This window comes from Streptomyces sp. NPDC031064 (assembly GCF_055570965.1).
In genome coordinates this window covers 269,192-288,637 of the sequence record NZ_JBVIGF010000010.1, presented here as the reverse complement: position 1 = coordinate 288,637, position 19,446 = coordinate 269,192, and the positions used below count along the sequence as shown (strand labels likewise).

At 70.5% G+C, this 19,446-nt stretch carries 16 protein-coding genes and 1 riboswitch; of the genes, 11 read left to right on the top strand and 5 right to left on the bottom strand.

All coding sequences use genetic code 11. The features are described 5' to 3' along the window. Positions 1-70 precede the first annotated feature (70 nt). The 3 genes from ACZ46W_RS31910 to ACZ46W_RS31900 all read right to left on the bottom strand — a co-directional run bounded on the left by ACZ46W_RS31910 (position 71) and on the right by ACZ46W_RS31900 (position 5,048). Entirely contained in the window at positions 71-1,549 is a 1,479-nt protein-coding gene (locus tag ACZ46W_RS31910; protein ID WP_468345138.1) for a glycoside hydrolase family 43 protein, read from the bottom strand. Further along, on the bottom strand, positions 1,546-3,765 hold the full coding sequence (locus ACZ46W_RS31905) for a glycoside hydrolase family 3 N-terminal domain-containing protein (RefSeq protein WP_468345134.1): 2,220 nt from the start codon (positions 3,763-3,765) through the stop codon (positions 1,546-1,548). The genes ACZ46W_RS31910 and ACZ46W_RS31905 overlap by 4 nt, the downstream gene beginning before the upstream one ends. Positions 3,766-4,034: 269 nt before the next feature. Further along, positions 4,035-5,048 (bottom strand): LacI family DNA-binding transcriptional regulator, encoded by a 1,014-nt coding sequence (locus tag ACZ46W_RS31900; protein WP_468345131.1) that lies wholly within the window; start codon positions 5,046-5,048, stop codon positions 4,035-4,037. A gap of 234 nt (positions 5,049-5,282) precedes the next feature. Here ACZ46W_RS31900 and ACZ46W_RS31895 point away from each other — a divergent pair, with 234 nt between their 5' ends. From ACZ46W_RS31895 to ACZ46W_RS31850, 10 genes are all read left to right on the top strand, one after another. Next, complete coding sequence (locus ACZ46W_RS31895; RefSeq protein WP_468345128.1) at positions 5,283-6,572, top strand: extracellular solute-binding protein; 1,290 nt, start codon at positions 5,283-5,285, stop codon at positions 6,570-6,572. After that, positions 6,565-7,554 carry a carbohydrate ABC transporter permease gene (locus tag ACZ46W_RS31890; RefSeq protein ID WP_468345125.1) on the top strand — a complete coding sequence of 330 codons (990 nt, stop codon included), beginning with the start codon at positions 6,565-6,567 and terminating at the stop codon, positions 7,552-7,554. Before ACZ46W_RS31895 ends, ACZ46W_RS31890 begins: the two co-directional genes overlap by 8 nt. Further along, complete coding sequence (locus tag ACZ46W_RS31885) at positions 7,551-8,381, top strand: carbohydrate ABC transporter permease (RefSeq protein WP_468345122.1); 831 nt, start codon at positions 7,551-7,553, stop codon at positions 8,379-8,381. Before ACZ46W_RS31890 ends, ACZ46W_RS31885 begins: the two co-directional genes overlap by 4 nt. A 36-nt stretch (positions 8,382-8,417) precedes the next feature. After that, positions 8,418-9,818 carry a glycoside hydrolase family 30 protein gene (locus tag ACZ46W_RS31880; RefSeq protein WP_468345119.1) on the top strand — a complete coding sequence of 467 codons (1,401 nt, stop codon included), beginning with the start codon at positions 8,418-8,420 and terminating at the stop codon, positions 9,816-9,818. 26 nt (positions 9,819-9,844) lie between these two features. After that, the gene (locus tag ACZ46W_RS31875; RefSeq protein ID WP_468345116.1) at positions 9,845-10,885 is read left to right on the top strand and encodes a glycoside hydrolase family 10 protein; all 1,041 of its coding nucleotides are present in this window, start codon (positions 9,845-9,847) and stop codon (positions 10,883-10,885) included. Then, positions 10,882-11,928 (top strand): Gfo/Idh/MocA family protein, encoded by a 1,047-nt coding sequence (locus ACZ46W_RS31870; RefSeq protein WP_468345113.1) that lies wholly within the window; start codon positions 10,882-10,884, stop codon positions 11,926-11,928. Before ACZ46W_RS31875 ends, ACZ46W_RS31870 begins: the two co-directional genes overlap by 4 nt. Beyond that, the gene (locus ACZ46W_RS31865; protein ID WP_468345110.1) at positions 11,925-12,785 is read left to right on the top strand and encodes a DUF6807 domain-containing protein; all 861 of its coding nucleotides are present in this window, start codon (positions 11,925-11,927) and stop codon (positions 12,783-12,785) included. Before ACZ46W_RS31870 ends, ACZ46W_RS31865 begins: the two co-directional genes overlap by 4 nt. After that, complete coding sequence (locus tag ACZ46W_RS31860) at positions 12,782-13,525, top strand: cupin domain-containing protein (RefSeq protein WP_468345275.1); 744 nt, start codon at positions 12,782-12,784, stop codon at positions 13,523-13,525. The genes ACZ46W_RS31865 and ACZ46W_RS31860 overlap by 4 nt, the downstream gene beginning before the upstream one ends. Continuing rightward, positions 13,525-15,000: a non-reducing end alpha-L-arabinofuranosidase family hydrolase gene (locus ACZ46W_RS31855; RefSeq protein ID WP_468345107.1), complete on the top strand. Its 1,476-nt coding sequence runs from the start codon at positions 13,525-13,527 to the stop codon at positions 14,998-15,000. Before ACZ46W_RS31860 ends, ACZ46W_RS31855 begins: the two co-directional genes overlap by 1 nt. A gap of 110 nt (positions 15,001-15,110) precedes the next feature. Beyond that, positions 15,111-15,254, top strand: coding sequence for a hypothetical protein (locus ACZ46W_RS31850; protein ID WP_468345104.1), 144 nt, complete (start codon positions 15,111-15,113; stop codon positions 15,252-15,254). 121 nt (positions 15,255-15,375) lie between these two features. Here the strand turns inward: ACZ46W_RS31850 and exaC are convergent, their stop codons facing one another. Both exaC and ACZ46W_RS31840 read right to left on the bottom strand, forming a co-directional pair. After that, positions 15,376-16,899, bottom strand: a complete 1,524-nt coding sequence (gene exaC, locus ACZ46W_RS31845; protein ID WP_468345101.1) for an acetaldehyde dehydrogenase ExaC — start codon at positions 16,897-16,899, stop codon at positions 15,376-15,378. 46 nt (positions 16,900-16,945) lie between these two features. Then, on the bottom strand, positions 16,946-18,250 hold the full coding sequence (locus tag ACZ46W_RS31840; protein WP_468345098.1) for a GAF domain-containing protein: 1,305 nt from the start codon (positions 18,248-18,250) through the stop codon (positions 16,946-16,948). A 112-nt stretch (positions 18,251-18,362) separates the two neighbouring features. Continuing rightward, positions 18,363-18,451, top strand: a riboswitch (ZMP/ZTP riboswitch). Between the two features lie 23 nt (positions 18,452-18,474). On the opposite strand from ACZ46W_RS31840, the gene ACZ46W_RS31835 reads away from it, so the two are divergent. Beyond that, a complete protein-coding gene (locus tag ACZ46W_RS31835; RefSeq protein WP_468345095.1) occupies positions 18,475-19,332 on the top strand; it encodes a bifunctional 5,10-methylenetetrahydrofolate dehydrogenase/5,10-methenyltetrahydrofolate cyclohydrolase in 858 nt (285 codons plus the stop codon). Positions 19,333-19,446 lie beyond the last annotated feature (114 nt).

Sequence of the window (19,446 nt, the reverse complement as noted above, 5' to 3'; positions counted from 1 at the left end):
GACGAAGCGGCTCCTATCGAAACTATTTCGATAGGAGCCGCTTCGTTCATAAGTGAGTGCTTGCCTCGGGTCACATTTCCGGGGCGTCGGTGTCCAGCGCCCCGGAGGGCCGGTGCGGATACGTGATGTCGAACCACGTGAAGTGGGCTTGGCTGGTGGACGGGCGGCCGTTGGAGGTGGCGTAGAGGCCGAGCTGGACGCTGGTGAACAGCGGGGTGAGGAAGGTGGCTTCGACGGTGGCCAGATCCTGCCAGGCGCCGTCGGGTGCCGCGTAGGCGAAGGTGTGGCTGAAGCCGCGGATACGGACCCCCAGGCGCACGGGGCCGGGGGAGAGGGCGGCGCGGACCAGGACATCAGGCCCGTGACGGAGGCTGAGTCCTTCCGTGGTGCGAAGGAAGAGGAGGTGGGCGTCGTCGTCGACGACCACGGCGAGGCCGGCCTGTTCGCCCGCTGCTGCGGGGGTGAAACGCAGTTCGGCGGAGACGTCGCAGTCGGGCTGTTCCTGGGGGCGGGCAAGGAGGGAGGGGACGGAGCGTTCGCCGAGACGTTCGGGGCGGACCTGGAGGCGGAGCCCGTCGCCGGTGGTCCAGAACCGCGCGCCTGGGGTGCGCAGGGTGCTCCAGTCCGCGGAGAGGGTGGCGAAGTCGTCGTGGAGGGGACGGCGACGGCCCGTGTGGACGACGGGGGAGAAGACCGGCCGGCCGTCGTCCCAGGTGACCCGGGTGAGGAAGGTCTCGCGGCCGATGGCGGAGCCCGGGCGGACGCCCAGAAGGACGGCCCGCCAGTCGCCGTACGGGTTCTGGACGAGGTCGGCGTGCCCGGTGCAGGTGACCGGGCCCGTGGCGGGAGGCAGCACCGGGTTGCCGGGGACGCCCTTGTACGGGCCGGTCACGCGGTCGGCGCGGGCGGCCACCACACTGTGGTCCACATCGGTGCCGCCCTCCGCGGTGAGCAGGAGATAGGAGCCGTCGATCTTGTAGAGGTGCGGGGCCTCCGACCAGCGGGCGTCCGGGTGGCTTCCCGACCACAGGACGTACTCGGGTCCCGTGAGCCGTCGCTCATGCGGAAGGTACTCGCGCATCCAGATCTCTGTGCGGCCGGCGGCCTCGTCCAGGACGCGGGCGGCGGTGAACCAGGCCCGGCCGTCCCCGCCGTCCGGTCCGTCGTCGAAGAACAGCGACGGGTCGAAGCCCTCGCCCTCCAGCCAGTGCGGCTGCGACCACGGTCCCGCCGGGTCGGTCGCCGTGACGACGAAATGGCCGGGGCCGTCCATCAGAGTGCAGACGAGATGGAAGACCCCGTCATGGTGCCGGATCGTCGGGGCGAACAGTCCGCGTGAGGGCTCGCATCCGTCGAGGTCGAGCTGGGACGGCCGGTCGAGCGCGGAGCCGAGGCGCCGCCAGTTCACGAGATCGCGGCTGTGGAACACAGGAAGACCCGGGAACCATTCGAAGCTCGACGTCACCAGGTAGTAGTCCGCCCCCACTCGGCAGACGGACGGGTCGGGCCGGAACCCGGGCAGCACGGGATCACCGAACGACGTGCTCATGGAACCGGGACGATCTCGACCGGCACGGACAGCACCCGGTCGGCCGCCGGGTGACGTACGGGGCCGTGCAGAGTGAAGGAGCCCCGGAGCGGAAGATCGCCGCTGGACCGTCCGACGGCCACTCCGATCTCTCCGGGCTCCACTCTTCTGCGCAGGTCGAGCCCGGTGAAAGAGGTCCGGTCGGCATGGACGGAGAAGGTGACCCGGGCGGCCTCGCCCGGCTGCAACTCGACTCTGCCGAATCCGGCGAGCCACCTCTCCGGCCGGACGACGGACGCCTCGGGGTCCGAGAGGTAGAGCTGGACCACCTCGGTCCCGGCCACCTCTCCGACGTTGCGGACGGTGACCGAGACGGCGACGACCCCGTCCGTCGCGGCGACGGGATCCACCGACAGCCCCGAGCAGGTGAAGCTGGTCCAGCTCAGCCCGTGTCCGAAAGGGAACAGGGGGGTCGGGTCCACCGAGCTCCAGTCGGTGTGTCCGGCGAGCCTGGAGTGCAGGTAGGTGCCGGGCTGGCCGCCGGCGCGACGGGGGATGGAGACGGGTAGCCGCCCGCCAGGTTCCGCGGCCCCGCTGATGATCCGGGCCAGTGCCGTCCCGCCCTCTTCGCCGGGGAAGAATGCCTGGATCACGGCCGATGCGCGTTCGGCCAGCGAGCCGAGCGCGTAGGGCCGTCCGGAGACGAGGACCAGGACGGTCGGCACTCCGGAGTCGAGGACCGCGGAGGCGAGGGCGGCCTGGTCGCCGGGGAGGTCGAGGGTCTCGGCGTCGCAGCCCTCTCCCGAGGTGCCCCGGCCGAACATGCCGGCCCGGTCCCCGAGTACCAGCACGTTCACCTCCGGATCGTCCGCGCAGACCGTGAACCCGGCAGCGGTGAGCGCCTCGCCGAGCGTCGGGATCTCCAGCCCCAGGTCGCCGGGCAGCGCGACGTGGTTGGGGAAGGAGTAGCAGCCGAGGAAGGACTGAGGGTCGTCGGCGTACGGCCCGCTGATCGCGACACGGCACGGCCGCAGCGGCAGGGTGCCGTCGTTGGCGAGCAGCACGGTGGACCGTTCGGCCAGGAGCCTGGCCAATGCCCGGTTCTCCGGCGGGTCGAGGTCGACCGGCTCCGGCTTGACGGGTTCCCAGTCGGGATCGAGCAGGCCGAGTTCGGCCTTCTGGCGCAGGACCCGCTCCGCGGCCCGGTCGATGAGCGCTTCGGGAACGCTTCCCGATCGCACACGTTCGGTCAGCGGCTCGCCGTAGCAGCGGGCCGTGGGCAGCTCGACGTCGATTCCGGCGGTCAATGCCAGCGCGCCGGCCGCGCCGCGCGACCCGGTGACGCCGTGCCGGGTCTCCAGGAAGGAGACGGCGTAGTAGTCGGCGACGACGACACCGCCGAAACCGAGCTCACCCCTGAGCAGTTCGGTCAGCAGCCGTTCGTCGGCGGCCGCCGGGACGCCGTCCACGTCGGTGTAGCTGTTCATCACCGACCGGGCGCCGCCCTCGCGCAGCGCCCGTACGAAGGGCTCGACCAGCACGTCGGCGAACTCGCGCGGCCCCGAGGCGACGGGCGCCATGTTCCGGCCGCCGCGCGAGGCCGAGTACCCGGCGAAGTGCTTGAGTGTCGCCACGACGCCGGCGCCTTCCAGGCCTTGCACGTAGGCCGTGCCGATCGCCCCGACGAGATAGGGGTCCTCACCGATGCACTCCTCGGTCCTGCCCCACCGGTAGTCGCGGACCACGTCGAGCACCGGAGCCAGCCCTTGGTGGACGCCGACCCGTCGCATCCCCGCGCCGATGACGGCGGCCATCCGGCGTACGAGCCCAGGATCGAAGGAAGCGCCCCAGGCCAGCGGCGCGGGGAAAACCGTCGCTCCGAACGTCATGAATCCGGTCAGGCACTCCTCGTGAGCGACCGCCGGGATCCCGAACCGACCGGCTCCGGTCACCTGCCGCTGGAGCGAGGCGAGCCGTTCCATTCCGGCTTCCGCGGTGACCGGGGCGGTGCCGTACACCCGGGTGAGCTGGCCGAGTCCGTGGGCGACGATGTCGTCGAGACCGGGCGCGGGCTCACCGGAGTCGTCCTCCATGGGCGCGACAGGTGCTCCCGGATTCGAGGGCAACGCCCAGTAGCCGGCGAGCTGCCCTGTCTTCTCCTCCAGCGTCATCCTTCCCAGCAGGTCGGCGACGCGCACGGACGCGGGGAGGAGCGGGTCACGCCAGGGCTCGTTCAAGGGGTTCTCCTAGGGGGTGTCCTGTCGATCAGGCCGGATCAGGGAGCGGCGTCTGGTGCATGGGGCCTCCCCGGGCCCGCCAGGGCCGAGGGGACGGATCGCAAGGCGGAGGAGGGAGACAACGCGTTGGGGGTCCCTCCCGTGCCCGCAGGGCTACGGGAGAGTCGGCGACCGACGACAACGCGGCCCGGGGGTACCTCCCGTGCCCGAAGGACTACGGGGGAGCCGTGCCAGGGCACGCGAGCCCGGCATGACCGGCAAGGCACCCCCTAGGGACGAGGCGGGGCGGTGGAGAGCCGGACCTTGAGTTCGGTCGAGAGCTCCATCCGGGGGCTGACCAGGGGCTGGCCGTCCAGAAGTTGGAACAGTGTGCGGGCGGCGACCCGGCCCATCTCCTCCAGCGGCTGGCGCACCGTCGTCAGCGGCGGTGACAGCCAGTCGCACATCGGCAGGTCGTCGAAGCCGACCACGCTGAGGTCGTGCGGGATGCTCAAGCCGCCCTGCCGGGCGGCTTCGTAGACGCCCATCGCCTGCTGGTCGCTGCCGGCGAAGACGGCGGTCGGCGGCTCGGGGAGGGCGAGCAGCTCCTGGGCGCACCGGAATCCGCCCTCGTGCTGGAAGTCGCCGAACCGGATCAGGTCGCGGTCGACCTCGATCCCGGCCCGCTCCAGGGCGGCCCGGTACCCGTCGATGCGGGCCTGGCTGCACAGCATCTCCTTTCGTCCGCCGATCGTGGCGATCCGGCGATGCCCCAGCTCCAGCAGGTGCTCGGTGGCGGCGAGGCCGCCGGCCCAGTTGGTCGCACCGACGCTCGGCACGCCGTTGCCCGGCAGGTCGATCGGGTCGATGACGACCAGCGCCACCCCGGCCCGTTCGACCTGGGCGCGCTGGGCGGGGGTGACCGAGGCGGTGACGAGGATGACGCCGTCGCTGTGGTGCAGGACCGGCAGTGCGGTCCAACTGGACGGCGTGGCCTCGCCCGGCGGGACGAGCGACACGACGGTACCGACGCTCCGCTGGGCGCACTCGGCCTCGACGCCGCGCAGTATCTCCACCGCCCACGCGCTGTCCAGACCGCCGATGATCAGGTCGACGAGACCCGATCTGCGGGCTCTGCCCTGCCGGCCGGGCGGGAGGTAGTTGTGCGCCTGCAGCAGGCCCTCGATCCGTTCGCGTGTCGAGGGTGCGACATCGGAACGGCCGTTGATCACCTTGGACACGGTGGCCTGGGACACCCCTGCCTCCGCGGCGATGACGGCCAGGGTCGGGCGCTGCTCGCTCAACTTCTCTCCTCTGCGCGGATGCCTTCGGCCGGGCGACAGGTATCGCAAACTTTCGATGAGTTTCTGGGCGGCCAGACCTGCTTGTCAAGCCTGCTAACAACCACTGCCCCTAGATAAGTTGGCGCGAGGTCTTGACCGAGAAGCCTCACGTTCCTAGTTTGTGGCAGCGCAGAATTCGAGAGTATTTCGAAAAATTTTCGGGCACGAACCGGCATTCCCCACCCCGGAGGTCCCATGGCCAGCACCCTCCCGAGCCGACGCAGCTTCCTGGCGCTCTCGGGCCTGACCGCCCTGTCCGTCTCCATGACCGCGGCCTGCGGAGCCGACGGATCCGGCGGCGGGTCGGCCGACGGCAAGGTGTCCTTCGCGTGGTGGAACATCGCCACGACAGAACCGGGCAAGTCCCTCTTCCCGCAGATCTCCTCGGCGTTCACGGCCGCTCACCCCAACATCGTGATCAACACGACCTCGTTGGAGAACGAGGCGTTCAAGTCCAAGCTGACCGCCACCACCTCTTCGGGCAAACTCCCCGACGTCTTCCAGACCTGGGGCGGCGGTGTGCTGCAGCAGCAGGTCGACGCCGGGCTGGTCGAGGACCTCACCGACATCTTCGACTGGTCGTCCGAGCTCACCCCGGTCTCGCTGCAGGCGTACCAGTTCGGGGGCCGGACCTACGGAGTGCCCTACGACATCGGCATGGTCGGCTTCTGGTACAACAAGAAGCTCTTCGCCAAGGCCGGCATCACCGCCCCGCCGGCCACCTGGGCCGAGCTTCTCGAAGACGTCAGGAAGCTCAAGGCGGCGGGCGTCACTCCGATCGCCCTCGCGGGCAAGGAGAAGTGGCCGGGGCACTACTACTGGGCCTACCTCGCGATGCGCGTCGCCGGTCTCCCCGCGCTGCAGCAGGCCGCGACCACCAAGGACTTCACCGGCGCCGGCTTCGTCCAGGCAGGCGCCCACCTCAAGGAGCTGGTCGACCTCCAGCCGTTCCAGGCGGCCTTCCTGGGAGCCGGCTACGCCACCCCCGGCGGGCAGGCCGCGACCATGGGCAATGGCAAGGCCGCCATGGAGCTGATGGGTCAGTGGGGACCGTCGGTGCAGAAGGACGCGGGCGCCGACCTCGGAGCAGACCTGGGCTTCTTCCCCTTCCCGACGGTCGACGGCGGTGTCGGCCGGGCCACCGAGGTGTTCGGCGGCGGCGGTGGCTTCGCGCTGCGCAAGGGCGCCCCGAAGGAGGCGCTGGACTTCCTGAAGTTCTTCGTTCTGGACAACCAGTCCAAGCTGCTGGCCTCCAACGGCTACCTGCCGGTGGTCAAGGGTGCGGAGAGCCGGCTCACCGACGCCAACAAGAAGGTGGTGGCCGACAGCCTGGTCAAGGCGACGGGCTTCCAGCTCTTCCTCGACCAGGCATACCCGCCGGCGGTCGGCCAGGAGGTCAACGACAGCGTCGCCGACCTCATCGCGGGCAAGAAGACGCCCGAGCAGGTCACCACGTCGATCACCGAGGCTGCGAAGGGTGCCTGACTCCGTGTCCGCCCTGACCAAGGAGCGGACGGAGGAGGCCGTGCCGGTGCGCCCGCCCGTCCCGGTCCGGTCGCTCCTGCGCGGCTGGGGAGACTGGGCTTCGGTGGCCTGGTTCCTCGTCCCGGCCCTGGTCCTCTTCCTCGTCTTCGTCCTCGCCCCGATCGTCGTCGCCGTCTACACCGGCTTCTTCAAATGGGGCGGGATCGGCCCCATGGCCGACTTCGTCGGCTTCGCGAACTACACCAGACTCTTCGACGATCAGGTCTTCCTCGGCGATCTGGGGCGCGGACTGTACCTGATCGTCCTGTCGATCACGGTCCAGCTGCCGTTCGCCTTGTTCACCGCGGTCCTGCTCAACCAGAGGCTCCGCGGCCGGGCCGTCTACCGGATGCTGTTCTTCGCGCCGTACATCCTCTCCGAGGTGGTCACGGCGGTCCTCTTCACGATGATCTTCCTGCCCGGCGCCGGCATGGCCGACCATCTCGCCGGCCTCCTGGGCCTGGAGGGGCTGCAGGGCAAGTGGCTCGCCGATCCCTCGACGGTCATGCCAACCCTGTTCGTGGTCATGATCTGGAAGTACTTCGGCTTCCACATGATGCTCTTCCTCGCCGGGCTGCAGAGCATCCCGGCCGAGGTCCTCGAGGCCGCCTCCATCGACGGCGCCGGCGCCTGGCAGCGCTTCCGGCACGTGACGCTGCCGCTGCTCGGCCCGACGATCCGGATCAGCGTCTTCCTTTCCATCATCGGGTCCATTCAGCTCTTCGACCTCGTCTGGGTCATGACCGCAGGCGGGCCCAACCACTCCTCCGAGACGATGGCGATCGCGATGTTCCAGTTCGGGTTCAAGCGGTACCAGGTCGGCTACGCCAGTGCGATCAGCGTAGTGCTGTTCATGATCAGTCTGGTCTTCTCCCTCTTCTACCAGCGTTACGTGCTCCGCCGTGACCTGAGCGGGGCCGTCACCTCGGGAGGCGGCCGATGAACGCCCGCGCGACGGCACGCGGCCTTTCGCTGCAGGCCATGGTCTGGCTGATCGCCGCGTTCGTCGTCGTGCCGCTGATCTACGCGGTGATCTCCGGGTTCAAGAGCACCGGCGAGCTGACGACGAATCCGTTCGGCCTGCCGGAGCAGTGGAAGGCCGGCAACTACACCGGCATTCTGAGCGACGGGACGTTCTGGCGGCAGATCGCCAACAGTGCCGGCATCGCGATCGGTACGACGATCTGCACGGTGGCCGCCTCCGCGATGGCCGCGTTCGTGCTGGCCCGCTACGCCTTCCGCGGCAGGGAGTTGTTCTACACGCTGTTCACGATCGGGTTGATGTTCCCGTTCGCGGTGGCCGTCCTGCCGCTCTTTCTCATGCTGCGCAACTTCGGCCTCCTCGACAATCCGCTCGGGGTGATTCTTCCGCAGGCGGCCTTCGGGCTCCCGATGACGATCGTCATTCTGCGCGGCTTCTTCCGGACCATCCCGGCGGAGATCGAGGAGGCCGCCATCGTGGACGGCTGCGGCAAGTTCCGCTTCTTCTGGAAGATCCTGCTGCCGATGGCGCGTCCGGCGCTCGGCACGGTCTCGGTCCTGTCGGTCGTCGCGAGCTGGAACAACTTCTTCCTGCCGCTGCTGGTGTTCAACGACCCGAAATGGCAGACGATCCCGGTCGGCGTCCAGCAGTTCCAGGGCCAGTACTCGACCGACTACGCGCTCGTCCTCGCCTACATCGTGCTCGCCATGGTCCCCGCCCTCGCCTTCTACGCCGTCGCCGAACGACAGCTGATCGGCGGCCTCACCGCGGGTGCCACCAAGGGCTGACCCGTCCCACGTGACCTCCACCCCCGAGGAGACCCTGTGAAACGCCTGACCGCGCTGACAGCCGTCCTGCTGTTAGCGCTGACATCGCAGGCCGCGGCCGACCCCGCACGACCCGCGGGCGACCCCTCGCGCCCCGGCATCGACTTCCGCGCCGAACTCCAGCCCATCGACGGATTCGGCTTCTCCATGGCCTTCCAGCGGGCCGACCTGCTGCACGGCGCGCGCGGCCTCAGCCCTGCCAAGCGGCGCGAGGTCCTCGACCTGCTGCTCAGCAAGGAGAAGGGCGCGGGCCTGTCGATCCTGCGCCTGGGCATCGGGTCGTCGACCGACCGGGTCTACGACCACATGCCGACGATCCTGCCGGCCGATCCCGGCGGACCGGACGCCACGCCGAAGTACGTCTGGGACGGCTGGGACGGCGGTCAGGTCTGGCTCGCCAAGGAGGCCAAGGCGTACGGCGTCAAACGGTTCTTCGCCGACGCCTGGAGCGCCCCGGCCTTCATGAAGACCAACAACAGCGAGAACGACGGCGGCGAACTCCTGCCCGCATGGCGTCAGGCCTACGCGAACTACCTCGTCCAGTACGCCAAGTTCTACCAGCGGGAGGGCATCGGAATCACCGACCTCGGGTTCACCAACGAACCCGACTGGACGGCGACCTACGCCTCGATGCGGTTCACCCCGCAGCAGGCCGTCGACTTCCTCAAGGTTCTCGGGCCGACCGTTCGCGCATCCGGACTGAAGACCGGGGTGGTCTGCTGCGACGCCGCAGGCTGGGACCGGCAGGTCGCCTACACCGAGGCCATCGAGGCGGACCCCGCGGCCGACAAGGTCGTGCGGACCATCACCGGCCACCGCTACAGCGGTCCGACCGCGGTCCCGCAGCCGACCGACAAGCGCGTGTGGATGTCGGAATGGTCGCCGGACGGCACCACCTGGAACGAGAACTGGGACGACGGCAGCGGCTACGACGGTCTCACCGTCGCAGCCGACATCCAGAACACCCTGACCGTTGGCAACGCCAACGCCTACGTCTACTGGACCGGCGCGTCGCTCGGCACGACCCGAGGGCTCATCCAGCTCGCCAACCCCGGTGACGACTACCGGGTGTCCAAGCGGTACTGGGCGCTGGCCGCCTTCAGCCGGTTCATCCGCCCCGGCGCCGTCCGCGTGCCGGTCACGAACGCCGACCCGGCACTCCAGGTCACGGCCTTCCGCAACACCGACGGCAGCCGCGTCATCGAGATCCTCAACACCGCGACCACAGAAAAGTCCGCCGCGTTCTCCCTTCGCGGCGGCGGGCACGACCCGCACCCCGACGCCTACGTGACCGACGAGACCCGCTCGATCACCCCGGCCGACGTCGTCTCCAGGCACGGCACGACCCTCACGGCGACGCTCGCCCCCCGCGCGCTGACCACGATCGTCCTCGACTGAAGCGCCCCGCACCCGAGGAGTCATCCATGCCCCTGTCCCGGCATCTCATAGCCCTGTCCGCCGTGGTCTGCCTCGCGGCCGGCCTCGCCGCCGCGCCCGCGACCGCCGAGCCCCGTCCCAGGACGCTCGCCGAACTGGCCAAGAAGCACCACAAGTACTTCGGCTCCGCCACCGACAACCCCGAGTTCACCGACGCCGCCTACCTGAAGCTCCTCGGCAGCGAGTTCGGGCAGACCACCCCCGGCAACGCCATGAAGTGGTACGCCACCGAACCCGAGCGCGGCGTCTTCGACTTCACCGCCGGTGACGAGGTCGTGGCCTTCGCCAAGGCGCACCACCAGAAGGTCCGCGGCCACACCCTCGTCTGGCACAACCAGCTACCCACCTGGCTCACCGAGCGCGACTGGACCGCCGGCGAACTGCGCGCCGTCCTCAAGAACCACATCCAGACGGTGGTCCGGCACTACAAGGGCCAGGTGATCCACTGGGACGTCGTCAACGAGGCCTTCAACGAGGACGGCACCTACCGCGAGACGCTCTTCTACAAGACGCTCGGCCCCGGCTACATCGCCGACGCCCTGCGCTGGGCCCACGAGGCCGACCGGCACGCCAAGCTGTACCTCAACGACTACAACGTCGACGGGATCGGCCCCAAGAGCGACGCCTACCACACCCTGATCAAGCAACTGAAGGCCGACGGCGTTCCCGTGGAGGGCTTCGGCATCCAGGGCCATCTGGCGCTCCAGTACGGCTTCCCCGCCGACGTCCGGCAGAACATGCAGCGCTTCGCGGACCTCGGGGTCGAGGTCGCGGTCACCGAACTCGACATCCGGATGAACCTCCCGGCGACCGAAGAGAAGCTCGCCACCCAGGCCACCTGGTACGCCGACTACGTCAAGGCCTGCCTGGCGGTCAGCAAATGCGTCGGCATCACCATCTGGGACTACACGGACAAGTACTCGTGGATCCCCTCCGTCTTCCCCGGCGAGGGCGCCGCGCTGCCCTACGACGAGAACCTGCAGCCCAAGCCCGCCTACCACGCGATCAGGAAGGTGCTGGGCGGATGATCACAACGGCGATCGTCGGAACGGGCGGGATCGCCGGCACCTGCCACGTCCCCGCCCTCCGGGCACAGGCGCACCGGACCGAGATCGTGGCGGCCGTCGACGTGGACGGCGCGCGCGCCGAGGCGTTCGCGGCCGAGCACGGCATCCCCACGGTCCACACCGACCTGCACACGATGCTCAGGGAGCAGCGCCCGGACGTCGTGCACCTGTGCACGCCGCCGTACCTGCACGCCGAACAGGCCGTGGCCTGCTTGGAGTCGGGGGCGTGGGTGTGGTGCGAGAAGCCGGTGGCGCTGTCGCTGGCCGAGCTCGACCGGATCGAAGCCGCCGAGGGCCCGGCGGCCGCGGGCGCGGTGTTCCAGCACCGGTACGGCTCGGGGGCCCGGTACCTGCGCGACCGGATCGCGGCCGGGGCGCTGGGCCGTCCGCTGGTCGCACAGTGCGTCACGGCGTGGTACCGCGACGACGCCTACTACGACGTGCCCTGGCGCGGCACCTGGCGGAGCGAGGGCGGCGGCCCGACCCTGGGCCACGGCATCCACCAGATGGACCTGATGCTCGCGGTGCTCGGCGCATGGGCCGAGGTCCGCGCGATGGCCGGCCGCCTCGACCGCGCCGTCCAGACGGAGGACGTGTCCGCGGCCCTGATCCGGTTCGAGAACGGAGCCATCGCGACGGTCGTCAACAGCGTCCTCTCCCCACGCGAGGAGAGCTACCTGCGCTTCGACCTCACCGACGCCACGGTCGAGCTGCGGCACCTGTACGGATACTCCAACGCGGACTGGACCTTCACCGCCAGGTCGCCCCGCGCGCAGTGGGAGCCGCCGGACGACCTGCCCAGCTCGCACACCGCCCAGCTCGCGGACTTCCTGGACGGCTACCAGGCCGGGCTCCGGCCCGACCTCGGCAGGCCGACCATGGAACTGGTCACCGCCCTGTACAAGGCCGCGATCACCGGCCTGCCGGTCCGGCGCGGAGAGATCGACGCGGCCGATCCGTTCTACGGCTCGCTCAACGGAGGGCGCCCGGAGGTGTTCCGGTGACGTTCGAACTCCTGGAGAACGAGGACTCGCTGCTCGTCCGGGCCCGCGGCGCCGACCTCTTCCGCTACGTGCACCGGCCGGTCATGGACCCCTTCGAGGCGCCGAAGCCCTACCTGCATCCGGTGCGCACGCTCGCCGGCGACGTGGTCACCGGCTACCGGCCGCACGACCATCGCTGGCACAAGGGCCTCCAGTTCACGGCGTCGTGGGTGTCGGGGCAGAACTTCTGGGGCGGCGGCACCTACCTGCGCGGCCAGGGCTATGTCGACCTGCCGAACCTCGGCACGATGCGCAGCCTCGCCCTGTCCGCCGAAACGGACCACGGCCGCGCCCTGATCACCGAGGACCTGGCCTGGCACACCATGGCGGGGGAGCACTGGATCGACGAGCGCCGCACACTGACCGCCCGCGACGTCGAGGCCGACTCCTGGACCCTGGAGGTCACCACCGCGCTGACCAACGTCCACGACACCGCCCTGATGTTCGGCAGCCCCGGCACACAGGGCAGGGAGCTCGCCGGATACTCCGGCCTGTTCTGGCGCGGCCCGCGCGACTTCACCGGCGGCGAGGTGATCGGCCCCGCGATGGGCGAGAAGGGCGACTGGCTGGCCTTCGTCGGCACGCACGACGAGGTCGACCGCTCCTCCACGCTCCTGTTCCTGGACGATCCGGACGCCCCCTGCCACTGGTTCGTCCGCAGTGAGCCCATCCCCGCCGTCAACCCGTCCCTGGCGTTCGACGAGGAACTGCCGCTGGCTCCGGGCGACACCCTGTCGCGCCGCTACCGGATCGTCGTGGCCGACGGCGCGTGGACCCCCGCACGCCTGTCCCGCCACATCGCGGAGAACCCGTGGTGACCCCGCTCCCCGGCGGCGTGGGGATCTCCGGGCTGACCGTGTACGACTGGGAGGCCGCCGACGGGCTGTGCGGCGGCACCCCCCACATGCACCTCGTCTGCTCCGAGGCGTACGTCGTCATCAGCGGCGCCGGCAGCGTCCAGACCCTCACCACCTCCGGTTTCGCCGACACGCCGCTGCGCCCCGGCGACGTCGTCTGGTTCACCCCCGGCACGATCCACCGTCTCGTCAACGCCGACGGCCTGCGCCTCGTGGTGCTCATGCAGAACAGCGGACTCCCCGAGGCGGGCGACGCCGTCTTCACCTTCCCCGCGCCCATGCTGGCCGATCCCGACACCTACCAGGCGGCGGCCGTCCTGACCGGCGACCACGCCGCGGCGGCGCGCCGCCGCCGCGACCTGGCACTCAAGGGCTTCCTGGCCCTGCGCGAAGGCGGGCTGCGGGAGTTCCACACCGCGGCCCACCGCCTGAAGAGCGAGCTCCTTGACACCTGGTGGATCCGCTGGCGTGATGGTCCGCTGGCGGCGGCCCTCACGACCGGATGCCAACTGCAAGCGCTGAAGACCGGAGACCTCTCCCACCTCGATCACGGCGAAGTGTCGCGACTGGAGCGCCCGGAGGACCCGCTGTTCGGCATGTGCGGCCTCCTCCACCCCTATCCCGTCCCCGTACTCCCGACGCGGCCGCCGCGCGGTTCGTCGGGGTCACCTCACCTCCATCCCCCCAAGGAGCTCTCCTGATGAGGTTTCGCCGCCCACCCCTGGTCCTGAGTCTGGTACTCGCGGTCCTGTCGTCCTTGCTGCTCGGGGCCACTCTCTTCAATGCCCCGCCCGCCGCCGCGGCGACCGTCGACACCAACGCCTGGTACGTGCTGGTCAACCGCAACAGCGGCAAGGCCCTGGACGTCTACAACCTGGCGACCGGCGACGGCGCCCGCATCACCCAGTGGACCAGGAACGACCAGAACCAGCAGCAGTGGCAGTTCGTCGCCTCCGGCGACGGCTACTACCGCGTCAAGTCCCGCCACTCCGGCAAGGTCCTGGACGTCCACAACCATTCCGCCGTCAACGGCGGCCCGGTCGTCCAGTGGACCGATCTGAACGGCACCAACCAGCAGTGGCGGCCGGCCGACAGCGCGGACGGCCACGTGCGGCTCATCGCCCGCCACAGCGGCAAGGCTCTCGAAGTACAGGGCGGCTCCACCGCCGACGGCGCGAACGTCGTGCAGTACGACGACTGGGGCGGTGCCAACCAGCAGTGGCAGCTCGTCAGGGTCGCCGGCGGCGGTACCCCCGGCACCTGTGCCCTTCCCTCGACGTACCGCTGGTCATCGACGGGCGCGCTGGCTCAGCCCAAGGCGGGATGGGCTTCGCTCAAGGACTTCACCGTCGCCCCCTACAACGGCAAGCATCTCGTCTATGCGACGACGCACGGCGCCGCGGGAACGGGAGCGGGCTGGGGTTCGATGAACTTCACCCCGTTCACCAACTGGTCGGAGATGGCATCGGCCGGCCAGAACACGATGTCGAGTTCCGTCGTCGCGCCCACGCTCTTCTACTTCGCGCCGAAGAACATCTGGGTGCTCGCCTACCAGTGGGGCAGGACTGCCTTCTCCTACCGGACATCGAGCGACCCCACCAACCCGAACGGCTGGTCGTCCGAGCGGGAGCTCTTCTCCGGAAGCATCGCCGGCTCCGATACGGGCCCCATCGATCAGACGCTCATCGGTGACGGGACGAACATGTACCTGTTCTTCGCCGGCGACAACGGCAAGATCTACCGGGCCAGTATGCCGATCGGGAACTTCCCGGGCAGTTTCGGCGCGACCTCGACAGTGATCATGAGCGACACGAAGAACAACCTGTTCGAAGCCCCGCAGGTCTACAAGCTCCAGGGCCAGGACCGCTACCTCATGATCGTCGAGGCGATCGGCTCGCAGGGCCGGTACTTCCGCTCGTTAACGGCCACCAGCCTGAACGGTTCATGGACACCTCAGGCCGCGACCGAGAGCAACCCCTTCGCCGGCAAGGCCAACAGCGGCGCCAACTGGACCAACGACATCAGCCATGGCGAACTTATCCGCACCAGCGCCGACCAGACCTTCACGGTCGATCCCTGCAACCTGCGGCTCCTCTACCAGGGACGCGATCCCAACTCCGGCGGCGAGTACGGCCAGTGGCCCTACCGCCCAGGTCTGCTGACGCTCCAGCGCTGACGGCGAGGCACCGCCCCGGCTCCGGTGTGGTGTCCGGCCGTGGCGGGCCCGGCAGACGGGGGCACGAGCATCGGAGTGACGAGCTCGTCAAGCCGGAAGCAGGGAAGCTCATGGCGGAGGCCGCTGCGGGTATCGAGCGGCGTCCGCGCCAGGTCACCGCCTCCTGGCGAGCCGCGTCGGGGTCCGCCCACGGACGCTACCGGCCCAACCTGCGCGCTTGGGCGCTGAAGAGCTGCCTGGAGATCCCCTGGTGAATGTGCGCGGCGCCACCCACGCCCCATGTCCCCGGACGCATAACCGGACCACTGCTCCGAGCGGGTCGAGCCGAAGGCGCCTGACGGGAAAAACCCAGGTCAGGCGCCTTCCGTCGTGTCGCTAGAACAAGCCGAGCTTCTTCGGCGAGTACGACACCAGGAGGTTCTTCGTCTGCTGGTAGTGGTCCAGCATCATCCGGTGCCCCTCCCGTCCGATGCCCGATTGCTTGTAGCCGCCGAACGCCGCGTGTGCCGGGTAGGCGTGGTAGCAGTTCGTCCAGACGCGGCCCGCCTGGATGGCGCGTCCGGCGCGGTACGCGGTGGTGGTGTCACGAGTCCAGACGCCGGCGCCGAGGCCGTACAGGGTGTCGTTCGCCGTCGAGACGGCGTCGTCGAGGTCGGTGAACGACGTGACCGCGACGACCGGGCCGAAGATCTCCTCCTGGAAGATCCGCATCCGGTTGTCGCCCTCGAAGATGGTCGGCTGGACGTAGTAGCCGCCCGCCAGCTCACCGTCGTACTCGATCCGCTGACCGCCCGTCAGGACCTTGGCGCCTTCCCGCTGGCCGATGTCGAGGTACGAGAGGATCTTCTGGAGCTGCTCGTGGGAGGCCTGGGCGCCGATCATCGTGTCCGTGTCCAGCGGGTGGCCCGGGACGATGCGTTCGGTGCGGGCGACGGCGGCCTCCAGGAACTCGCTGTAGTGGCCGCGCTGGATCAGCGCGCGTGACGGGCACGTGCACACCTCGCCCTGGTTGAGAGCGAACATGGTGAAGCCCTCCAGGGCCTTGTCGCGGAAGTCGTCGTCCGCCGCCCATACGTCGTCGAAGAAGATGTTCGGCGACTTGCCACCCAGCTCCAGGGTGACCGGTTTGAGGTTCTCGGCGGCGTACCCCATGATCAGCCGTCCCGTCGTCGTCTCGCCGGTGAAGGCAATCTTGGCGACGCGGGGACTGGAGGCGAGCGGTTTGCCGGCCTCCGTGCCGAAGCCGTTGACGATGTTCACCACGCCCGGCGGGATGAGGTCGGCGATCAGCCCCATCAGCACGTGGACGGACGCCGGCGTCTGCTCGGCCGGCTTGAGGACCACCGCGTTGCCCGCCGCGAGCGCCGGGGCCAGCTTCCAGGCCGCCAGCAGCAGGGGGAAGTTCCACGGGATGATCTGCGCCACGACACCGAGCGGTTCGTGGAAGTGGTACGCGACGGTGTCGTCGTCGAGCTGGCTCAGCGAGCCCTCCTGGGCGCGCAGCACGCCGGCGAAGTAGCGGAAGTGGTCGACGGCCAGCGGCAGATCGGCGGCGAGCGTCTCGCGGACCGGCTTGCCGTTCTCCCAGCTCTCCGCGACGGCCAGCCGCTCCAGGTTCGCCTCCATCCGGTCGGCGATCCGCAGCAGGACGTCCGCCCGCTCCGCCGGGGCGGTCCGGCCCCACGCCGGTGCCGCCGCGTGCGCCGCGTCCAGGGCGCGCTCGACGTCCTCGGCGGTGCCCCGCGCGACCTCGGTGAACGGCAGGCCGTTCACCGGGCTGAGGTTCTCGAAGTACTCGCCGCGAGCGGGCGGCACATGGGCGCCGCCGATCCAATGGTCGTAACGCGACTCGTACGAGACGATCGCGCCCTCGGTGCCGGGCGCTGCGTAACGGGTCATCCGGGCCTCCCTGGTACCGCGCCGTCGGCCGGCGCTCACGGTGAGGCTAGGGACGCGGACGTTGCGGCCGCGTTGCGCCCGACAGCCCGGACAGTTCCGCCTCCAGAGCCTCCAGACGCGCCTGTACGGGGGCGAGGCCGCCCGCCGGTACGGCCGCCGCCAGCGCCCGCCACACCTCCAGGTCGTCCTCGCCCCACGGGCTGTGCGCCCAGTCGGCGAGCAGGAGCGGGTCGCCGCGCGCGACCAGCGCGGCGCGCAGCCCGTCGGCCAGCCGCCGCCGCAGCCGGACCACCGCCGGTGCGCACGAGCCGGGCAGCAGCGGCCCGGCGTACCCGCGCAGCGCCGAGGCGACCGCTCCGGAGGCCACCTTCCGCTCCACGGCCTCGAAGTCCGCGTCGACCGGCGCCGCCAGCCGGTACGGGCGCGACCGCAGCAGCCCGGGCGCCAACACGGCACGCAGCCGTGACAGTTCGGCCCGCAGCGTCACCGGGGTGACCGACTCGTCCTCGTACAGCGCGGCGAGCAGTTCCTCACCGCCCATGCCCCGCGGCCGGTGGGCGAGCACCACCAGGATCTCGCTGTGCCGGCGGCTCAGACGCGTCCGCCGCCCGCCCGCCACCAGCACCGCCTCGTCCCGGCCGAGCGCCGACAACCGCAGCCGGTCACCCGCCGGCGGCGCCGGGGCCAGCAGGGCGAGCTGCGACTCCGCCGCCCGCGCCACCGCCTGCACGAACGCCAGGCTGTGCGGATGCGCCAGCCGGTCCCCGCCCGTGATGTCCACCGCACCCAGCAGCCGCCCGGTACGGGGGTCGTGCACCGGCGCCGCCGCGCACGTCCAGCCCTGCACCGGCCGCCGGAAGTGCTCGGCGGCGAAGACCTGCACCGGCCGGTCGACGGCGATCGCCGTACCGGGCGCGTTCGTTCCCGCGGCCGACTCGGCCCACCGCGCTCCCGCCACGAAATTCATCCGCCCCGCGCGGCGCAGCGTCCCCGGGTGCCCCTCCACCCACAGCAGCCGCCCGAACGCGTCGCATACGGCGACCAGGTGCTCCCCGTCCCTCGCGTACGCCCCCGTCAACTCCCGGATCACCGGCATCACGGCCGCCAGCGGATGCCCCTCCCGGTGCGCCGCCAACGCGTCCCCGTCCAGCTCCACGCACGCCGCCCCGTCCGGACACACCCGGGCCCGCGCCGAGCGCCGCCACGAAGCGGCCACCACCGGGCGCACCACCGGCCGCACCGACTCCGGCCCCCGCCCGCCCGCCATGAACGCCTCATGCGCGCGGCGCAGCGCCCCCGCCCGCTCCACAGGATCGGCACCCCGCTCCAAGGCCACCCAGGGGTCGTTCACGTCGCCCTCCCCACCGAGGTCTTCCGCGCCATCCTTGACGTCCCCGGCCGCCCTCACAAGCGATCCACGAGCAGGCTCCCAGGACGTGGCGCGGAACCGTCCCGTAGAGTGGGCGGCGGGCCGTGACTGGCGCTTGGGTGGAGTACCACCGGGGAGCGGCCCGGCGGACCGACGCCATTGCCGCGCGCCTGGGCGATCCACTGACGACCGCTCAGGAGACCGCCATGTCCACCACCCCGACCACCGCCCGCCTCATGGACGGCAGCGGCCTCGCCCGCCGCCTCGTCGAGGAGACCGCGGCCCGCGCCGCCGACCTCACCGCCCGCACCGGCAAGCGGCCCTGCCTGGCCACCGTCCTGGTCGGCGACGACCCGGCGTCCGTGACGTACGTGAAGATGAAGCGGGCCCGCTGCGAGAAGGCCGGAATCCGCTCCCGCCACATCGAGCTGCCCGCCACGACGACCACCGCCGAACTGGTGGCCACCCTCCAGGACCTCTCCCGCGACCCCGAGGTGCACGGCATCCTGCTCCAGCACCCGGTCGGCCCGGGGATCGACGAGCGGGCCGCGTTCGAGGCGATCGCCCCCGAGAAGGACGTCGACGGCGTGACCTTCAGTTCCTTCGCCACGATGAGCTTCGGCCTGCCCGGGTTCGTCTCCTGCACGCCCGGCGGCATCATGCGGCTGCTCGACGCGTACGACGTCGACCCGGCGGGCAAGCGGGCCGTCGTCGTCGGCCGCAGCGCCATCCTCGGCAAGCCCGCCGGGATGCTGCTCCTGGCGCGGAACGCGACGGTCACGTACTGCCACTCGTACACCGCCGACCTCTCGGCGGCCGTCCGTGAGGCCGACATCCTCGTCGCCGCCGTCGGAAAGCCCCGTTTCATCAAGGGCGAGGACATCAAGCCGGGCGCCGTCGTCATCGACGCGGGCTACAACCCCGGCAACGTCGGCGACGTCGACTTCGACTCCGCCGCCGCCCGCGCGAGCCTGATCACCCCGGTACCGGGCGGCGTCGGCCCGATGACCATCGCGGTGCTGCTCGCCCAGACGGTCGACGCGGCGGAGCGGCAGCTCGGGTAGCCCTCCGGCGCCGCGGCTTCCGGGGGCCGGGGCTTCATTCGGGGTCCGGGGCTTCATTCGGGGTCCAGGGCTTCAGTGCTTCTGGGCCGCGGGGCTTCTGGGCTGCGGGCTCTT